10 protein-coding genes and 1 pseudogene are annotated in these 20,534 nt (G+C 37.0%); 9 read left to right on the top strand and 2 right to left on the bottom strand.

The annotated features are described in order from the left end of the window. Window positions 1-692: 692 nt before the first annotated feature. Window positions 693-2,543 carry a hypothetical protein gene (locus ALW18_02455; protein ID AOE51480.1) on the bottom strand — a complete coding sequence of 617 codons (1,851 nt, stop codon included), beginning with the start codon at window positions 2,541-2,543 and terminating at the stop codon, window positions 693-695. 573 nt (window positions 2,544-3,116) lie between these two features. Between ALW18_02455 and ALW18_02450 the strand changes: the two genes are divergently transcribed. From ALW18_02450 to ALW18_02415, 8 genes and pseudogenes are all read left to right on the top strand, one after another. Then, window positions 3,117-3,509, top strand: a complete 393-nt coding sequence (locus ALW18_02450) for a hypothetical protein (GenBank protein ID AOE51479.1) — start codon at window positions 3,117-3,119, stop codon at window positions 3,507-3,509. A 120-nt stretch (window positions 3,510-3,629) separates the two neighbouring features. Then, window positions 3,630-4,210, top strand: a pseudogene (locus ALW18_02445) (transposase). 183 nt (window positions 4,211-4,393) lie between these two features. Continuing rightward, window positions 4,394-8,602, top strand: a complete 4,209-nt coding sequence (locus ALW18_02440; protein ID AOE51478.1) for a histidine kinase — start codon at window positions 4,394-4,396, stop codon at window positions 8,600-8,602. Between the two features lie 177 nt (window positions 8,603-8,779). After that, window positions 8,780-11,875, top strand: a complete 3,096-nt coding sequence (locus ALW18_02435; protein AOE51477.1) for a hypothetical protein — start codon at window positions 8,780-8,782, stop codon at window positions 11,873-11,875. Window positions 11,876-11,887: 12 nt separating this feature from the next. Continuing rightward, entirely contained in the window at window positions 11,888-13,363 is a 1,476-nt protein-coding gene (locus tag ALW18_02430; protein AOE51476.1) for a hypothetical protein, read from the top strand. Window positions 13,364-13,440: 77 nt separating this feature from the next. Beyond that, complete coding sequence (locus tag ALW18_02425) at window positions 13,441-14,499, top strand: glycosidase (GenBank protein ID AOE51475.1); 1,059 nt, start codon at window positions 13,441-13,443, stop codon at window positions 14,497-14,499. Further along, a complete protein-coding gene (locus tag ALW18_02420) occupies window positions 14,499-15,791 on the top strand; it encodes an MFS transporter (GenBank protein AOE51474.1) in 1,293 nt (430 codons plus the stop codon). Before ALW18_02425 ends, ALW18_02420 begins: the two co-directional genes overlap by 1 nt. Window positions 15,792-15,819: 28 nt before the next feature. Further along, window positions 15,820-17,529 carry a hypothetical protein gene (locus ALW18_02415; GenBank protein AOE54281.1) on the top strand — a complete coding sequence of 570 codons (1,710 nt, stop codon included), beginning with the start codon at window positions 15,820-15,822 and terminating at the stop codon, window positions 17,527-17,529. 1,143 nt (window positions 17,530-18,672) lie between these two features. On the opposite strand, the gene ALW18_02410 is transcribed toward ALW18_02415, so the two are convergent. After that, complete coding sequence (locus ALW18_02410; protein ID AOE51473.1) at window positions 18,673-18,915, bottom strand: hypothetical protein; 243 nt, start codon at window positions 18,913-18,915, stop codon at window positions 18,673-18,675. A gap of 105 nt (window positions 18,916-19,020) precedes the next feature. On the opposite strand from ALW18_02410, the gene ALW18_02405 reads away from it, so the two are divergent. Beyond that, on the top strand, window positions 19,021-20,481 hold the full coding sequence (locus tag ALW18_02405; protein ID AOE51472.1) for a hypothetical protein: 1,461 nt from the start codon (window positions 19,021-19,023) through the stop codon (window positions 20,479-20,481). The last annotated feature ends 53 nt before the right edge of the window (window positions 20,482-20,534 follow it).

Below are 20,534 nucleotides of genomic sequence, written 5' to 3'. Positions count from 1 at the left end.
AGCAAATAGGTAAACTGTTTCTCTTATAAGAATGCTTCTACTATTTCTGTTGTAAGAGTAGATGCTGTGTTAGCGACATGTTTTTAGTCTTATAGTAAATCCATATACTATACTCAAATTAGCCTGGATGTGTTTATTAATAATTTATACATAGCAATATGCGGACATAAGTTAAGATGGATTACTTATGTTCACTATGTTAATATCGCACGTAATTAATGTCATTCAATCTCCTTAATGGACATTTTTGATTTGCTAAATATTATAGTATCGAGTAATAAATTATATGATTAAATCTTATAAATGCAACGATATTCGATTAATCACAATAATTTAAACTTGTCATTTGGCAAACTCATTTGGTAGATTTGTAGTGTTTTTTGTAACTACAGCAAATATTTAGCTCAAGTTGGGAGTAACAAAAATCTGAAAACACTCATCCAGTCGTAAGATATTGTGATCAAAAATACATTTGGATTAGCGTTGGATTTTAACAAGATTAGTCTTGAGATGCATAGTAAGTATTTCATAAATAGTAAGGATTTATTTATTTTGATTGACTTCAAAAATACCTCAAGACTACTGATATAGATAGATTCTTACATGGACAATTATATGGACAAAACGACTAAAAAACTCAATTAAATGTTAATTTTTAACATTTAGGATAGGTTCTGTTTTTTAAGAGTTAATTACAGTTCTAAAAATACTTTTTCGAATTCATCTTCACTTTCAATTTTCATTTTCTTTTTTAAGCGATATTTTTTTTTAATGACGCTTTCGGGTGAAATTGCCATTAGTTTTCCTATTTCCTTGTACGGAAGTTTTAACTTCAATAAAGATGCAAAAAATAGGTCAGTTTTATTTAATGTAGGATAGGCTTCAGATAAGTGTGTTGTAAAGTAGGGATGTATTTCGCTAAACTTTTTCTCAAAGACTTCCCAGTAGTCTTCCTGCTTAATAAGTGTTTCTAGTTTGCTTGTCAAAAATGTTGTATCTAGATTATTTTGGTTTTTTTTTACTGTAAATAGAATTTCATTTATATTTTCCTGTACTATAGCAAGTTTCATAGCTCCTGACACGAGATCTGCCTGTTTCTCAAGAAGTGATTTTTTTAACTGTTTAGTTGATTGTTGTTCCTGCTCATATTGTAGCGTAGCCGTCTCTTTGCTCAATATTATGGTTTTCAATTTTTCAGAAATAAGTTTTTTCTTTGCAAGGTAAAAATGATAGCCTATTACAATAATTCCTAACGTGGCTAGAAATAATACTGTAACAATAATTTTTTGTTGTGTTTCATTTTCTACCTTTGCTTTTAATAGCCGATTATTTGTTTTTAGACTAAGGTTTTTTTCACGCTGTAATGTGTTTTGATAGCGAGCTTGTAGTTTGCGTAGTACAGCTTGATTGTCATTATAATTGATTTTGTTTTTTATAGTTAATGCTTTTTCTAGCGAAGCAATACTTTTATCTTTAGCATTGATGTTTTTATATGTTATAGCTTTTTGTTCTTCCAATTCAGCTAGAGTTTCCACATTAGATGTTAAATTTGTTAAATATTTTTCCGAATATGAAAATACTTTTTCCGCCTTCTTATATCTACCCTTTTGATTGAGATTTGTAATATAATGTCCTAAAATAACGGGAAGGCTATATGATTTATTATCATATAATGTTATTAATGCTTTGTCGTATAATTCTTCACCTTTATCTATTTTCCCTTTTTTAAATGCTATTGCGCCGAGCCAGGAGTTGGCCATTGCAATAGATTCAACATCATTATATTTTAAAAGCCCAGGTAATGCAGCATTTAATGTGATTTCCGCTTCTTGATATTTGTTCAATAATAATAAACATTGTCCATAATTTACCAACGTTACATAATAATTTTTTAAATTTACATCTTTAAAATAAGCTAGAACTTCAACATACATATCAGCAGCAAATTGATAATTTTTTGTGCCCATGTATGTACTTGCCAGTCGCTGCATTACAGGGTTTATCAAATTAGGTTTTTTTAGTTCCTTAAAAATATCAAGTGATTTTAATAAGTATCCAATAGAGTTATTAAAATTACCCTGTTGGTTGTAGATTGATGCGATCTCACCATAAACCATTGCCGTTCCACTTTTGTTCTTAAGTTCACGATTTAAAATTTCCGAACGCGAAAGATAGTCAAGAGCAATATCATAGTTTGTCATTTTTCGATATTGAGTCCCCAAATTTAAATATGCCTTAGCTTTGTGTTTAGGATATTTTTCGCTGTAGGCAAGAGATTTTTTGAAATAATATATAGCAGAGTCAGGAGTATTGAGTTGGGAATGTGAAAATCCTATATAAATACATATGTTGGCGTACGTAGTATCTGCAAGTTTTTCATCACTGCTTAATACTTCTCGAACTAGTTTCAATACAATTTCAGGGTTTGACCTTATATTTTTTAGTATTAAAGCTTCTTTGGAAGATATAGAAGATTGTCCGTAACTGAAATAATTTACAAATACTGAAACTAGTATTAACACGTTTTTTTTAAAATATGGCATCAGGAATAGTTATAAGTATGTAGAAATAGAAACAATTATTTTACCCATATTTAAGTATGGATAAAATAAAAGTCTCTATGCTATCACTCTGATAATAAATAATAAATAATTAAATGATTGCTTTGTATCTAGCTCTGAGGGCTGCACAGATCTTTAGTTAAATATCTGAGCTGTCAGTTCAAAACATCTAATTAAAATCAGTTTGTATGCGTGAATTCTAAAGATTAATAGATGAGGAATTATAAGCTAACAAATAATTGTCAGGATGAATAATTTGATTGAAAAAAATTATTAAATTGTAATTTAATAATTGATTTTTTGTAGTAAAAAGTCTAGGGATTAAAACATTGAAATGCACTGACATCGTAGTAAGGTTGTAAGTTAGGCTTTGTGTTTTTTTTAGCAAATATACTTTAAATCTGTATAGTTAATCATAGTAAATTCTAGCGATTAGTTATGAATTTATAAACGCAATACTATTTTATTGTAAATTACATTAGGCCCCAGGTATGATTTTATTATGACCAGTAATTATTTACTATTTAAATAAATCAACTATATAAATTATTAGGTATGTCAACAAAAATTATCGATCAAAATTTATTGGAGTCATTTCTCCTCAAATTTATTCCTGAAGATAAAGTAACAGGTTCATCGGAGACTGAACTTCGATATATCTCTTCACTTATTAGTGACTTATTATATCATGTAAATTATTTTACCACAATAGACGCTGTTTTTACTGCATTTGAAAATTTATCCTATCCAATCTCTGTTATAGAGCCTCTTAAAAAAGGTAATTGCGCTATACCCTATGTACAGACAAACTCCAATACTATATATATTGGAGTGCAAACTAGCGCATTAAAGAAGATTTCGGAAATTTGTAATTATTATGAAACACCGGGATTTGAATTGCCACCGGATCGGCACAAACTATATTTGGATTTTCTAAAATTAGTGTAGAGAATCATATGTTTAATTTAGAAATATAAACAGCCAAAACATAATGGGTCTATCACATCTACATTTTAATCTTTAAAATCTTTATTTCACGGATACTAAAACTCATTGCTATTCGAATATATGATTCTTCAGGAAGTATATTTTAACCTTAGGTTCATATTGAGCTATAGGGATGTCGAAGAGATAATGAAGATGCGCGGCATTCAGGTTGAACATACTACAATCCAACCTTGGGTGTATAAGTTTACGCTATTTATAGATTTGCAAATGAAAAAAAGAAAACTCATAGTTGGTAGAGCTACAGTATGGATGAAACATACATTAAAATGAAAGTTGTTTGGTGTTATCTGTATAGGGCAGTTGACAAATCAGGTAATACAGTTGATTTTCTGTTGACCAAAAGAAGGCAAAGGATGAGTGCCCAGTCTTTTCTAATCAAAGCTATTACTAATAATTGTAAACCAATAGTAATTACTATTGACAAAAGTGGTTCCAATACTGGAGCTATCAAGGTTTATAATAAACGTTCGTTGTCTAAAATTAAGATTCGACAATGTAAATATTTAAATAATATTTTGGAGGAGGATCATCGTTTTATTAAATAGAGAATACAAAATGGTTTAGGCTTAAAAAGGTTCGAATCGGCAAAGAGAACATTGAGTGGAATAGAAGTTGTGCATATGTTGAGGAAGAATCAATAATCAGATACGACTGAACTGGCGTGCGATTTGATGCATAAAGTAACTCTTGAAAATAGGATACACAAGAGCTTAATTATAACGTGGTAATATTAACGATTCAACAATTAAACATAGTATATAATGACAATGGGGCATTTATTGTTTGTATATTAGCTAGATTCATCGCAGCGTAACATACTTACATTGAAAGCAAAAATTTTACCTATTATCGCAAGTCTTATTGCATTGTTTTCATGCGAAAATAGTGCAAAGACGGCTTTGCATATAAAGGACGGAAGAATACTAAAAGCTAAAACCGGTTTAAGGGCACTTAAACAAAACAGTGATGCCATATCCGATGCTCATACTGTAGAGCAATTAGATAACACAAAAGGACTTTCGAACAGTTCGGTAAATTGCATATTTCAGGATTCTGAAAGTTTAATTTGGATTGGAACCTGGGATGGCTTAAACCGTTATGATGGTAATGAATTTAAAATTTTCAGACCCGAACCAGGCAATAGAAAGTCGCTAAGCAACCAGGTAATATTAAACATAGGTGAAGATAGGGCTGGAAAAATATGGATACTTACCATGCATGGGCTTAACAGTTATGATAAACACACCAATACATTTACGAGTTTTCAATTTTCAAAGGACAGCAATACACCCTTGTCTGAGGCTCAATTTAATATGGCTATTGACAATTCTAAAAATGTATTTTGTGCGGTTAAGGGCTGGGGGATAGGTTTTTATAATGGTATTTCCTTTACAAAGATAGACAGTGGCTTTTTGGATGGTAAAACCATTAAGAAACTAAGATTCTTAAGGAACGGGACACTCATCGCGCTAACGCAGGATAACGATCTTTTCCGCCTGAACCTTAAAACCTCAAGCACAGGTAAAAAATCAATTGACACATCAAAACGTATTTCAGGGCAGGTGGATACATTTGAGATTATGCCGAACCAGAATATTTGTATGGTGACAACTCCAGGTAAGGTGATTATACTGTCTATGGATAACAAAACACATCGGGTAGATGCAGAAAAAAATGTTGAAAGTATTATTGGCAACAGCAAGGAAGGACTTGTACTCTTATGCAAGTCAGGTTATTTGACCATAGATGCTGGCGGTAAGGTCGTTAAAACATCCCGGATTAAAAATATCGTCAGCCAAAAAATAACAGCTTTAAGAGAAGGCAATGAAGATATTTTATGGATAGGTACAGACGGAGAGGGTGTTTTTAAAATTCAGCCGCAAAAAAAGTCCTTTAACCTGGTCACCAAAACACAGCTGAATGAGCTTGATGGTGGAATTGTAAGGACTTTTGTTAAAGCCAGCGACGGTACATTTTTTATAGGTACAAAAGGAAAAGGATTGTTCCGCTTTCCATCCGGTTTCTTACAACATAATGAGAAACCTTTTAGGTACGAGAACTTTGATGAAAATAACAGCGCTATTCATAATTCGGTGTTTGCACTAAACAACGGATCGGATAATCTTGTTTATATCGGGTCCGACGGTACAGGAATCCAGGTTTTTGATAGCGAACGCTCAAGATTAATAAGCTGGAAGCAAATAGTGGGAACCAATAAATGTGACTACTTTAAATCGACCTATGCAATCTATCAGGATAAAAACGGATTTATTTGGCTTGGTACAAATGGTTATGGGATGATACGGTGCAGGATTGTAAGAACTGGTGTGGGCTTAAAGATATCGGATTTCAAAAGATATACTGCTGATGCCGAAGGCCAGGGCAATCTAAGCAGTAACATTATATTCTCGATTATTCCAGGTAACGATGAACAACTTTGGATTGGCACGCGTTTGGGCGGTTTGAATCTGTTTGATAAGAAAACAGAAAAATTTGTCGCTTATAAGAATAATCCGGGTGATCCTGCAAGTCTTTCAAGTAACGATGTTTTGTGCCTTGTAAAGGATTCAGCCAATAAATTGTGGATTGGCACAAGCTTTGGGCTGAATGCGCTGGAAACAAATAATGCAGGAAAATCTATTTTTAAAAGTTACACTGTAAAGGATGGGCTGCCCAATAACACAATACACGGAATAGTTTCTGCTGACCAATCGAGTATTTGGTTAAGCACTAACTTCGGCCTATCGAATTTTATAACCGATGCTGATAAATTCATTAATTATTCGAAAAATGACGGTCTCCAAAATAATGAGTTCGCCGATGGCGCCTTTTATAGAGATAGTATTTCTGGATATATCTTTATGGGAGGCATAAAAGGATTTAACTACTTCCTCCCTCAAAAAATAATGGAGTCTAAAGTGCTCCCCGATCTTTTCATTGACCGGATAAGCGGTCAAAACAGGGATATGCCTTACTACCAAAGTGTATTGATAACCCCTTACCACACCATCCCCTCGTCTATAGCACTGAACCACGACCAGAATTTCTTCGATATCCATCTTACTGCCTTAACTTTTACCAATAATGAGAAATGCAAATATGCCTACCAGCTCGAAGGCTTCGATAAGAACTGGAATACAATTGATAACCGTAAAGTTATCTCCTTTACAAACGTGCCAAGGGGGAACTATTTGTTGCGGCTTAGATGGTCAAATGCTGACGGTGTCTGGACAAAACCTGTTCGTGCCATTGCAATTACAATACATCCCGCGTGGTGGCAGTCGAACACAGCCGTAGTGATTTATGGCATTCTCATAATATTATTTGTGTTTTTTGTAAGGAGTTATTATTTAAAGAGAAAATCGTTAAGGCAGAAGCTTTTGTTTATAAAAAACGAAGAAGAACTGCATGAAAACAGGCTTACCTTTTTTACAAACATTGCCCATGAGTTTTTGACTCCATTAACTTTAATTGCGGGTCCTATCGAAAAAATAGCAGAATCAGGGAATCTTGACGTAAAAAATAAAAAGTTTGTAACCATGATTCAAAGGAATACATCACGGTTACTGCTTCTTACCCAACAGTTGCTAGAGTTCCGTAAGGCGGAATACGATTATCTTGATGTATCGGTAAAACATTTTGATCTGGTGAATCTTTTGGAACAGATTGCCGAACTATTTGATGATTGGGCTTTTGATAAGAATATTGATTATACGATTGACATACCGCAAGAGTTATCGGGTTGGTTCGATAAAGATAAGTTGGAGAAAATAATATTTAACTTACTGTCCAATGCATTTAAATATACTCCTGCAAACGGAAAAATCAACATCAGCTGTACTATAGAAAATACCGGTACAAAAATGTTTGATTTTACTATTACCAATACAGGCAAAGGTATCTCGAAAGATAAGCTAGAGTCGCTGTTTGACCGTTTTTTCCTATCTGATACCAATCAGACCTCTGATACGGAATTGTTTAGGACCGGAATTGGCCTTGCCTTTATCAAAAAGCTTGTTACAGTATTGCGTGGTGATATTTTTGTATCAAGCATTCCTAATGAAGAAACACGGTTTAAGATACTTATACCATGCGATCGTTCAGCTTTTAGCGATAAAGAAATCGACACTGTTCTGTCCGCAGCCACCATCTCAAACCACTTAAAAAACGTAGTTGAATTATCGGTCAACGATACCGGTGAAATAAGATCGGATAAAATCATAGCTTTTGAAGTAGTCGAAAATCAAAAGAAAGTAGTACTTATTGTCGAAGATGAAAAAGAAATACACCTTTTCTTAAGCGACCTTTTGAAAGAAGAATATCGGATAGTATCAGCCTATAATGGAGTAGAGGCACTGGCAGCTATTGCAGTTGAACTTCCCGATATTATTATCAGCGATGTTATGATGCCTATAATGGACGGGGTAGAATTATGTAAAACGGTGAAAACTGATCTCAGGACATGCCATATTCCTTTTATTATGCTTACTGCTAAAAATTCTGTAGTACACAGGATAGAAGGGTTGGAAAATGGAGCCAATTCATATATACCAAAACCATTTTATCCGGATCATTTATTAATCAGGATAAAAAAGCTTTTAGAGGAGAAACAAAGGATACTACAGCATTTTACGAGCGATATAGTGACAGGTGAAGTTGCCCAGATCCATGTGAGTAACAGTGACAAGGATTTTATAAAGGTCGTTATAGACTTAGTCCGTAAGAATGTTGATAGTGAACATTTGAACAGTGCTTTCTTAGAAAAAATACTTGCCATAAGCAATTCCGCACTGTACCGAAAAACGAAGGAAATTTTTGGGCTTTCGCCAAGTGATCTTATACGTACGATCCGGTTAAAATATGCTGCAGAGCTTTTGAGAAAAAATGTGCTGACAGTTTCTGAGGTTTGCTATAGATCGGGATTTAACAACCGCTCTTATTTCTACCGCGAGTTTAAAAAGTTGTATAACACAACGCCAAAGAACTACCAGATGAAATACAGCTTAAAGAAATCATTTTTTTCAAACAACTGAAAATCAACATTTTAATACGCAGTGTACACAATTGAAGAAATAGTGTACACTGTTTTTTTATGTATAAATTACTTTTATAACGCAAACGATATAGTAAACTAACTTTAGTTCAACAAGCCCAAAATTTATCAACATGAAAACAAGCAACTCAGTTATTAATCAATCATTAGTATCGCTATGAATCAAAAAATTATTTACAATCTTCTGATGGTATTGACATTGTTTTTTGGAAATGTCATATACGCTCAAAACGTAACAGGCGTTGTTAGCGATGAAACCGGTCCGCTACTAGGTGCCACTATTACCGTAAAAGGTACATCGGTGAGCACAATGACAGACCTTGATGGCAACTATACGATCGCCGGGATCGACCCTAATGCTGTACTTGTTTACAGCTATGTCGGCTACCTTATCCAGGAGGTCAAAGTAAATGGACACACACAGATAAGTGTAACTCTTAAAGCCGATATAAAAACGCTTAACGAGGTTGTAGTGGTTGGGTATATAGGACAACGAAAAAGTTCTATCTCCGGTTCAGTAACACAGGTAAATATGGAGAATTTAGCCAAGACAAGGGTACCCGATGTTGCCCAAGCGTTGCAGGGACAAGCGGCTGGCGTGTTTGTAGCAGCAAATACCGGGGCACCAGGCGATGGAAGTAAAATACGAATAAGGGGTGAAGGCACCATTGGTAATAATGAAGTACTGTATGTTGTTGACGGGGTTCCAACCCGAGATATTACTTTTCTTAACCAGCAGGATATTAAAACTTTATCTGTCTTAAAAGATGCATCTGCGACTGCCATTTATGGCTCAAGGGCATCGGGGGGTGTAGTGATAGTTACGACTAAACAAGGTATTGAAGGTAAATCAAGCTTTGACGCTGATTTTTTTACAGGCATCCATTATGCCACGAACCTTCCCAAGATGCTTAATGCAGACCAGTACTTATCGGTGATGGACACATCGTGGCACAATACTACAGGTAATGCTCCAGGATCCGAAAGCCCTTATGCTATTGACAGGAGAACAAGAACTGACCTTGCCAATACCAATTGGCTGGATGAATTATTTACTATGGGCGTCTCACGAAACGTCCAGTTATCTGCCAGTGGGGGTTCGGAAAAGATGAGTTATCTTATCTCGGGTGGTTACTATGACATGGATGGAATTGTTACAGATAATAATGATCAGTACAAGCGTGTAAATTTTCGGACCAACATTAATGGCAAGATAAGTGACCGTTTTACCGTGGGTGCAAATATGCAGATTACCTTTCAGAATCAGGACAAATTGTCTTCCAGTGGCGACGCGCCGGGTGTAATTCGACACGCTTTTTTACGTCCTCCGGTAATTCCTGTCTACAAAAATCCAAACGACCCGACCTACACAGGTAGGAATCCATATACAGATCTACCATTTTACGTTAGCCCGACGAATTATCTTGGCAACAGGTATGAGTTTACTTCAAATCCGCTGGCGATCGTACATTTTACAGATGATGTAAGACAAACATTCCAAAATTTCGGTAATGTTTTTGCAGAATATGGTTTCTTATCGGACAAATCACTTAAACTCAGGACAAACCTGGGCATGGACCTGAAGTTTTACCATAACAAAGCGTTCTATGAAAACTATGGCGACAGGGATATCACCGACGTAAACGATATTTATTATAATCTTGGAAGAGTAAACAGGCCTAACAGCTTAAGCGAAAGCAGGGCGCAGGACGTTACTTTTACCTGGTCGAATACCCTGAACTATGTTAAAACATTTAATGATGTACATAGTGTAAACCTGCTTTTAGGGCACGAGTTTATTAAAAATAAATGGTCTAATATCGTGGGTGCGAGGTCAAATTATGATAACACGACCGACCCGTTCCGATATTTAGGAAACGGCGGCCAAGCATTGGGTGATTCACCCTATCCACGTCCATCAAACGACGGCAGTGCCCAAAGTTGGAGCCTGTTGTCTTTCTTCGGGTCGGGAACCTACGGTTACAATAACAAGTACTACGCAACAGCTACATTTCGGGCTGACGCATCATCGCGATTTGGGCCAAACAATAAATGGGGGTATTTCCCATCGTTTGCCGGTAACTGGATAATAAGTAATGAAGATTTCCTAAAAGACACGGCTTGGCTATCCAACCTGAAACTACGGGCGAGCTGGGGGCAATCCGGTAACCAGGAAATACCAAACGGAGCATACCAGACCTTTGTTGACGTTACTTCGCCTTTGGGGCCTACGATAACGCGTTTTGGAAATGATGATGTAAAATGGGAAACGACCACTCAAACAAATGTAGGGTTTGACTTTGGCCTGCTGGATAATAAACTAACACTTGCCGCGGACTATTTTCATAAGAAAACAGATGATATCTTGCTGGCAGTGCTCCCTCCGGGAGTTACAGCGGGTAGCACGATTGCGGCAACATATGTGAATTCAGGCACGGTTGTAAATAAAGGATTTGAACTGGGGGTTGCTTTTCAAAACAATGATAATGAATTTAAGTATGGCGTTAATGCAAATATGGCTACACTAAACAATGAGGTTACAAAACTTCACGAAAATGTGCGTCTGTTGGAAGATGCTGGCGGTCGAAGCCGCACGGTTATAGGCCAGCCCCTTAATGCCTACTACGGTTACGTTACCGAGGGTATCTATCAGAACCAGGCTGAGGTAGATTCCCAATTGTATACAGAGGTAGGCGACAGCAAGCCGGGAACAATGCGTTTCAAGGACCTTAATGGCGATGGACAGATAAACGCTGATGACCGCACCTTTATAGGAAACCCTGTCCCGAAAATAACCTATGGACTTTCCTTTAACGCATCCTACAAAAACTTTGATTTATCGTTTCTCTTGCAAGGGGTTGAAGATGTAGACCGCTATAATGACCTTAAACAGATCATCGATTATGATACGCGCTTTTTTAACTCGACAACCGCCGTACTTGGGAGCTGGAATGGAGAGGGAACAAGCAATACCATACCAATGCTTACTTTCAACAGGACTGGAGGAGAAAAGATCTCGAGCACTTTTGTAGAAGATGCATCTTATCTGAGACTGAAAAACATAGAGTTGGGATACACATTTAGCAGCGATGCATTGGCTGGGGTGAATTACCTGAGAATCTATGTATCCGGTCAAAATTTAGTAACATGGACAAAGTATTCGGGGCTTGATCCCGAATCAACCGCGCTGGTAGATATGGGTACCTATCCACAATCCGCTGCGATAATGTTTGGCGCTAAAATAAAACTATAGATAAAATACACTATGAAAAATTTTATAAAAATTAGCCTGTTGGTCGGAATTATGGTAGTAACGGGGTGCGAGGATGATCTTGATCAACCGCCTTACGGTAATGTGACCCTGGATCAATCGGATAGTACACCAACGGTGACAATACTGGAAAATTCTGTGCGATCATCGTATGACATGCTTTCGAACAGCCTTAATCTTTTGGGTACATGGAACTGGGCAGGCGGCCTGGTTTTTCAAAATGATTATGTGATGCAGGATATAGCATCTGACGATATGGAAAAAAAATGGGTCAGTGACGGAGACCAGCCGTGGATCGATGAGATCAATAATTTCACCCTTACGTCAACGAATGGCGGGCCTAATGGCCTTTGGAAATATAACTTTGAAGGGATAAAACGAATTAATATCGCTATTTTCCACCTGACTAAACCCGATATAGAATCGGTAACAGGAATTACAACACAAAGGAAAAATCAATTGCTTGCCGAAGCCTATTTCCTTAGGTCCTATTTCTATTTCTCTCTGGTAACGAATTTTGGCGATGTACCGTTACTATTAGAGCCCGTAAGGACATATGAACAGTCTTTTGAACTTGCGGTGCGCGTTGACAAGGCAGAGGTATGGGCGCAAATAAAAACTGACCTTAATGCGGCTATACCATTGTTGCCACAGTCAAAATATTCTTCTGAATCAGAGAAATGGCGGGTATCAAAAGGTGCCGCTATAGCCCTGTTAGCCAAAACACAACTATACAATGAAAACTGGGCCGATGTACCTGCGTTAGTAGATCAGTTAAACGCTTTAGGTTTTGACCTTAATACCCATTACTTTGATGCGTTCCGCAGTGAATTTACCGATAACGAGGTCATTTTTGCATTCGACCACCAGACCAATGCTGTACCAAGAAGAGGTAATGGTATCTGCGCGCCTTTAGGATGGGGATTTTTTGCACCATCGCAGGATTTCCTGGATGCATTTGAACCGAATGATCCAAGAAAATTATACACTGTAAATACTGAAGCACAAAATATTAATAAGATGCTTGGCAGTACTGATGGGTCTAACAAAGGCAACGATGAGGCTCCAAACAATAAAATCTATATGCGCTATGGGGATGTGCTTTTGTGGAAAGCAGAAGCCCTAAATGAACTTGGTGATCATAGCGGGGCTATTGCTATAATAAACCGGATCCGAGAGAGAGCAAGAACCACTCCAGACGCGGCTGGTGTATTGGCACCCACAGGTACGCTTACCGATAGGCCGGCTTCTGCTGATAAGGCAACAATTAAGAACTGGATTATCACAGAGCGTAGGGTGGAGCTTGGTTTTGAAAATCAAAGGATGCTTGACCTTAAACGCTGGGGTATCGCCAAAGATGTAATGGCAGACCATGGCAAAAACTTCCAGGATAAACATATGCTTTATCCCATACCTCAATCGGAAATTGATGCCTCTGCGGGAACCCTGAAACAAAACCCGGGATACTAAAACATAAATTTGGGTTAGCTCAGGCCTTGCATACGCAGGTCTGGGTTAACTCTTTTCTTTCCAAAAAATATTCAAGAATGAAAGACATTGCAAAACGCTTTGCCCAAAATCCTCTACTTTCTCCAAAAGATATACCCTCGAGTAGCGATGGACTTGAAATTACATGCCTGCTTAACCCGGGTGTGTTTACCTTCCAGGATAAAACATGGCTTATTGTCCGCGTTGCAGAAAGGCCGCATCAAAAAGAGGGGATTATCTCGTTCCCTGTACTTACTCAGACCGGAAGTATTACCATTATGGAAATTGCCACTGATGATCCGCAACTGGTTGCCACCGACGCCAGGGTAATTAATTACAGAGGTAGCGACTATTTGACCACCCTGTCACATCTTCGACTTATGTGCAGCGACGACGGGGTTACATTCTACGAGCCGGAAAATTATCCCTTGCTGGTAGGCGAAGGCCTATTAGAAACATTTGGTATAGAAGACTGCCGTGTTACCCTGATCGAGGGTACATATTACCTGACTTTTACCTCGGTCTCAGATAACGGTGTCGGAGTTGGCCTGCGTACTACAAACAACTGGAAACAATTTGATAAGCACGGCATGATACTGCCTGCCCATAATAAAGATTGCGCCATTTTCGAACAAAGGATTAACGGCCTTTATTACGCTCTCCACCGTCCAAGCAGTGTCGATATTGGCGGTAACTACATCTGGATAGCGTCATCCCCTGACTGTGTTCACTGGGGTAACCATAAGTGCATAATAAAAACACGAAAAGGGAATTGGGACAGTAAGAGGGTAGGAGCGGGAGCCGCTCCTATTAAGACAGAAAAAGGCTGGCTTGAAATTTATCACGGTGCCAATGAAAATCATCAGTATTGCCTGGGGGCTTTTTTACTGGATTTGAATGATCCCTCTAAAGTAGTGGCAAGAACAGAAGATCCTATTATGGTGCCAACGGCAGACTATGAAATAAGCGGTTTTTTTGGCAATGTAGTGTTTACCAACGGGCATATTGTGGAGCCTGACGGCGATACAGTAAGGGTATATTATGGTGCATCTGACGAATTTGTTTGTGGTGCCAATTTTTCTATTACAGAGATACTTTCACTTTTAAAATATAACTAATGTTAAAGAAACTTACATCTGAAGTTAACCATTTTAAAAGCCAGACCCATAATTTCAAGATACTTATTTGGACGAATCTGGTATATGCACTGGTGCAGCCGGTCATCGACATTTTTGTTGCTGCCTATATAATGCGGAACTCTGACGATACCTCAAAAGTTGTAATTTACCAACTGGCTATATATACCGGTATTCCGCTGACCTTTTTGATAAACGGCTTTTTATTGAAATACGTTAACATAAGAAAACTGTATGCTATAGGGATGATGCTTAGCGGCATATCCATGATCATTATGATGTCGCTAAAGAATCTTGACCTTTTTGGAATAGGCGTGGCAGGCATTACTATGGGGCTTTCTTTCGGGCTGTACTGGTCAAACCGGGATTATCTTGCCGTATCGGTTACGAATGATGAAAACAGGAATTATTACTATGGCCTTGAGACCTTTATCTATACCATCATAGCTATTGTAGTTCCGGCGGCAATTGGCTGGTTCATACAATCGAAGTCTGGAGATGACCAAAAGCATGGAGCGTATGTAATAATTACAGGTATTGTCTTTGTAATTACCTTTTTAGCTTCGTTAGTGTGCTTTAAGGGGAAATTTGAGAATCCTGTGCAAAAAAAGTACATCTTTTTCAAATTTCACCCATTGTGGTACAAATTACTATCATTGGCAATGTTTAAAGGTCTGGCTCAGGGTTTCTTAGTTACTGCACCGGCTATGCTTATCTTTAAGATACTAGGTGAAGAAGGGGCATTAGGAAATGCGTTATCGGTAGGGGCAATCCTCGCTGCTGTCGTTATCTATTTTATCGGTCGTTTATCCAAGCCGTCGGACAGAATCAAGACGTTCTCAGCAGGACTTATATTATTTGCCTTGGGCGCTTGCCTGAACGGATTGCTTTATAACCAGACGGGAGTTATCATTTTCCTCTTGTTATTGCTTATAGCCAAGCCCCTAATGGACCTTGCCTATTATCCAATACAATTGCGCGTCATAGATATAGTATCGCGCATTGAAAAGAGAGGGGAATTTACTTATATATTAAACCACGAGTCGGGTTTATATATGGGCAGGCTCATAGGTGCGGGAACATTCCTGGTTTTATATTTTGTGGTTTCAGAAGATTTCGCACTTCGCTACGCCATCGGCATTATCGCAATTCTTCAGTTGTGCTCTATTTTTATCAGCAAAAGAATTATTGCCCATGGTAACAAGATAGCCCCGGATACTGCGGAAGTACCCAAAGAAAAAGCAATGGAAGAAACTGCAGCAAATTTAGTTTAACACAAACAATCATCAATTCATGAATATTATTTTTATATCCGTACTTTTCGGTTTTTTACTTACCGGTGCCAGCCTTATTGCACAGGTTAAGCAGCAGGCCATACCACGTGTAACTATGATGACTGATATGCCTGAACCTTTTAAAATAATAGACTATTATAAACTGGCACATGATTTTGACAACACGGTTTACGATTTCAATGCCAAAGGAAAATTTTGGCCTTTGGTGTGGGTCGATACATCACAAAAAAACTATCCTCAGGATGTCGTAGGACTGTATACTGCAATAGGAGATGTGCGCCAGGGCCCAGCCAATAACAATGGTATGTTTCATGAAGCGCTCGCCACTATGGGGGCCACTTTAGGCGCAACACTTGTAGGTATTGATAAGGCAGACCACCAAAAGCGCAATTATGTGGGTATGCTTAAAAATTATTTCAACAGTGAGACTGGCTGGGATATCATGATGAACAATACCTGCCCTGAGGTGGCTTTATTAGGGGGAGGCTACGGGCGCGACTGGTGGTATGATGTGTATCCTAACCTTTTGTTCTATGGTATATACGATAAATATCCAAATGAACCCGGGTTTGAAGGGATGGCACGCAAAATTGCCGATAAGTTTTATGAGGCCGACCTTATACTAGGTGGTAATTACGACTATTCCTATTTTGATTATGGCAAGATGAAACCCATGAAAAACAATATCTGTTCACAGCCCGATGCCGCTGCAGGGCACGCGTGGATATTGTATGCTGCCTACAGGAAATTTGGCGATAAAAAATATCTTGATGGTGCACTGTCGGCATTGTCCGCTTTAGAGTCGCAAACCACTAATCCAACCTATGAACTGCTTATGCCTTTTGGGGCATACCTGGCAGCCAGTATAAATGCAGAACATGGCAAATCATACGATCTTGACAAAATGCTGCACTGGAGTTTTGACGGAACCCCAATTTGCCGTGAAGGCTGGGGCGCTCTTGTTGGTAACTGGAATGGCTACGACATATCGGGCATCGTGGGCAGTATAGTAGATCATGGCGGTTACGGCTTCTTAATGAATACCTACGATGCTGCATGGCCTTTGGTGCCCATGGTAAGGTACAACCAATCCTATGCTAACGCCATTGGTAAATGGATGCTTAATGCCGCCAATGCCTCTAAATTATTTTACCCGCAGTATATGCCTGATGATCATGAGGTTATTCCCGGCCTTGCAGGCGAGGGTAAAAATGTTATTGCTTATGAGGGTATTATCAAAAAATCCAATCACGACCAGTACCAAAACTTGCATGCCCCTGTAGCACAGGGCGACGGACCGCTGTGGGTTCCGGGCAAGAATCCTCAGGAATCTCAGTTAAGCGTTTACGGAAGTGGGCATGTTGGAATCTTTGGTAGTATTATAAAGGAGACAAATGTTGAAGGTATTTTGCAGTTAGACCTATTAGCCACCGATTTCTTTCACGGTAAGGCTTATCCATCCTATCTGTATTATAACCCCTTTACTGTGGAAAAAACAATTGCTGTCAAGGCTCAGAAAGGAAAGAAAGTAGATTTGTATGACACAGTGTCGGGAACATTCGTTGCCAGAAATATATCTTCTGCCAAGGTAAAAATCGGGGCTAAAAACTCTTTAATACTTGTTATGGTACCAGCCAAAGGAAAGGTAACTTATTCGGAAAATAAAATGCTGGTTAATGGTGTAGTAGTGGACTACTACATACAACCTGAAAAATAATATTAATCGCCTTGTCAAATGCATCTAGCAATTTATTTGAGATCAGCGATAACTTACTAATTTCATTTTAATCTTTAAAAATGTTTATTCATGAATATTAAATACATACGCGGTCGGGAGTTTCTAAACATGAAAGTAGCATGATTGAGTACTTGGCAAATTGTGAAAAGGAAACTTAAAGTGGAAAGACTGAATTAAATATCTATTTATGGCATCGGTGTCGTTTAGTGAATAGTTTATAATTGGTTATTAAAGTTGATCTACAACCGACAATTATAAAACACTTCAAAGCCTTTATAATTAAGGTTCTGTCGCATTTGTTTGTTAAAATCCAAGAAATTCGAGCACTATAACTTTATCCTGCCAGTCTACAGAATTATTTGAACATACACTCAATGTTCTCTTAGCCGATTCAAAATTTTTAAAGCCTAAGATACTTTGTATTCTACATTTAATAAAACGATGATGTGTTCAACAATATTGTTGAGATATTTACATTGTAGTGGCTTAATTTTTGAGAAAAATATTTATTATAAACATTGATAATCCCAGTATTAGAACCACTTTTGTCAATTGTAATTACTTAGTCTACAATTAATAGCTATTGCTTGACCAGAAAAAGAAAGTGCACTTTCTTTTTCTGGTCAATAAAAAACCAACTGTAACACCTGACTTATCAGCAGCTCTATACTAATAATACCAAACAACTACCATTTTGATAAACGTTTCATCCATTCACCAGCTATTCCCTACTTTATCTTTTCTCTTCATCTGTGTATAAATAAATGGTGTAAACTTTTATACTATTATATGGGTGCGACGGAATCACGCAAGTCTGTAATAAAAACCAGTTAAATGGCTGTTTTAAAGCTTTAACTGGTTTTGTTTGTGATGTTGTTTTGTCATTTTTTCCTCTATATACCGATACAGAAAGTCATACACTTGATTTTACAGGCGTTTTAAATCTCAGTGGTACAATGAGGGACAAGTTTTACATGTAATTTTAAGACAGTTTCCCATTGGTTGTAAGCAATGAAAAATTAACATTTTAAACTTCGATTAGGTTCTCACCGGGAATCGATACTAGTTAAAAAGGCGATTGAGATTTGACGTTTATTAGTAGGATTAAATATGTTTTACTTGTTAATCCTTAAACAGTTTTATTATATCCGAATTAGATTGTTCATTAATGTCGAGTACAAAACAGTATTCTCTAAAAGTTTTGAATGCTAAAATAACATTGAGTGGAATAGAGTTATACATATGATAGGGAAAAATCAGATGACTAATCGTGATATAACTATGTTCAAATAATTCTGTAAATGTCATCATAAAGTAGCCGTGCTCTAATTCCAAGATTTTAAAAAACGGATGCAACAGAACCATATTTAAAACTGGCTTAAAGAATTTACTTAGTTAAAAATCAATTTTAACCGATATACCCTAAAATAATATATCTTTGGTTTTACCTAATGTTTTACGGCGCTTACAATGAATAGAAGAATTCTGTTGGTCATATTTATTTTTGCAGTTTTTAGTACATTTTCTGTCTTTCCACAAAGCGATACCGCTAGACGAAAGACTAGAACACTCAAAGAGAGTGTTGTTGAAAACCGCCAACTGTTACTGACCAATTCTGATAAAGCTTTTAATGATATTGACGACTTACTGGATTGGGCAATAAAAGAAAAAGATAAGGAAACGGAACTTATTTTAATATCGCGCCAGTGTTGGTATTATACTAATAAAGATTTAAAAAAAGCAATAGATGCTACAAAAAAGCTGCAAGCTAAAGCCGAAGAATATAAAAACTTACATTATTTAGCTACCGCACACCTGCATTTTTCGAATATTTATTTAAGTAGTGATTTGCCGGCTAAGGCGTTAGAAGAGTTCGAAGTAATAACAGAACTTCTTGATAAAACAAACTATAAGGCAGATCCACAGGATCTTATAACTCTCAGAATAAATGCTTATTCCGCCGCTGCTGCCGCTTATCGACATATGAGAAAATCACATGAGGCGGCAAATATGTTATTAAAAGCAAATGAAGAAATAAAAAAACTTAAAGATTCCGACAACAGAAAATTTCTTTTGCGTATTAACAACACAAACCTGGGAGAGATCTATTCCAAAATTGATATTGACTCCGCAGAATACTTTATAAATCAGTCACTTTTGCTAAGTGATAGGGTCAAAACTCCCGATATTGTTCAATTCAATAATTACCTTGTTTTGGGTTATGTACATAAAGAAAGGAAAGAGTACACCAAAGCTATATTAAATTATAAAAAAGCTGAAAATAAAGTATCTTATATCAATCCTACAATAGAAAATATTAATACTATTTATAGTAGCTTATCTGAAATATACAAGACAACCGACAGTCTTCAACAAGCAAACCATTACCTTGAAAAATTACAAAACAGTTTATTGCAGCAGGAGCAAAACAAAAACAAATCGTTGCACAAAATAATAAATGACAAGCTGCTTGAAGAGAAAAATTATACCGTTTATATAGGAATTGCATCCGGAATATTGCTGCTTATCAGTCTTGGTATCATGATACGCTTGTATATAAAGAACAAGTTATTGGAGAAACAGGAAAAGGCAGAAGAAGCCTATTTGCAGATTAATGAATTGGTAAAGATTCAGGATATAGATGTCTATAAACGGTTGGCCGAGTTAGCAAGAAATGATGATCAGGCATTTATTATTGCTTTTCACGACCAATTTCCCGGGTTTTACGAAAAACTTTTAGAAATAAACCCGAAGCTGGTAGAATCGGAAATTAAATTTTGTGCATTTCTGAAATTGAAATTATCTACCAAAGAGATTGCTCAAATACAATGCATAGAACCAGCAACGGTAAAAAATAAGAAAAACAGAATTCGAAAAAGATTATCTATTCCTGTTGATGTGGAACTGTATTATTTTTTTAATAAATTCTAAAGAATTTATCTTTAACAGCCTTTACAAGTAATGTCGCTGTTCAGCATATTTAC

The organism is Flavobacterium psychrophilum (assembly GCA_001708385.1).
Classification (GTDB): Bacteria; Bacteroidota; Bacteroidia; order Flavobacteriales; family Flavobacteriaceae; genus Flavobacterium; species Flavobacterium psychrophilum_A.
This window is presented reverse-complemented; position numbering and strand designations above follow the sequence as displayed.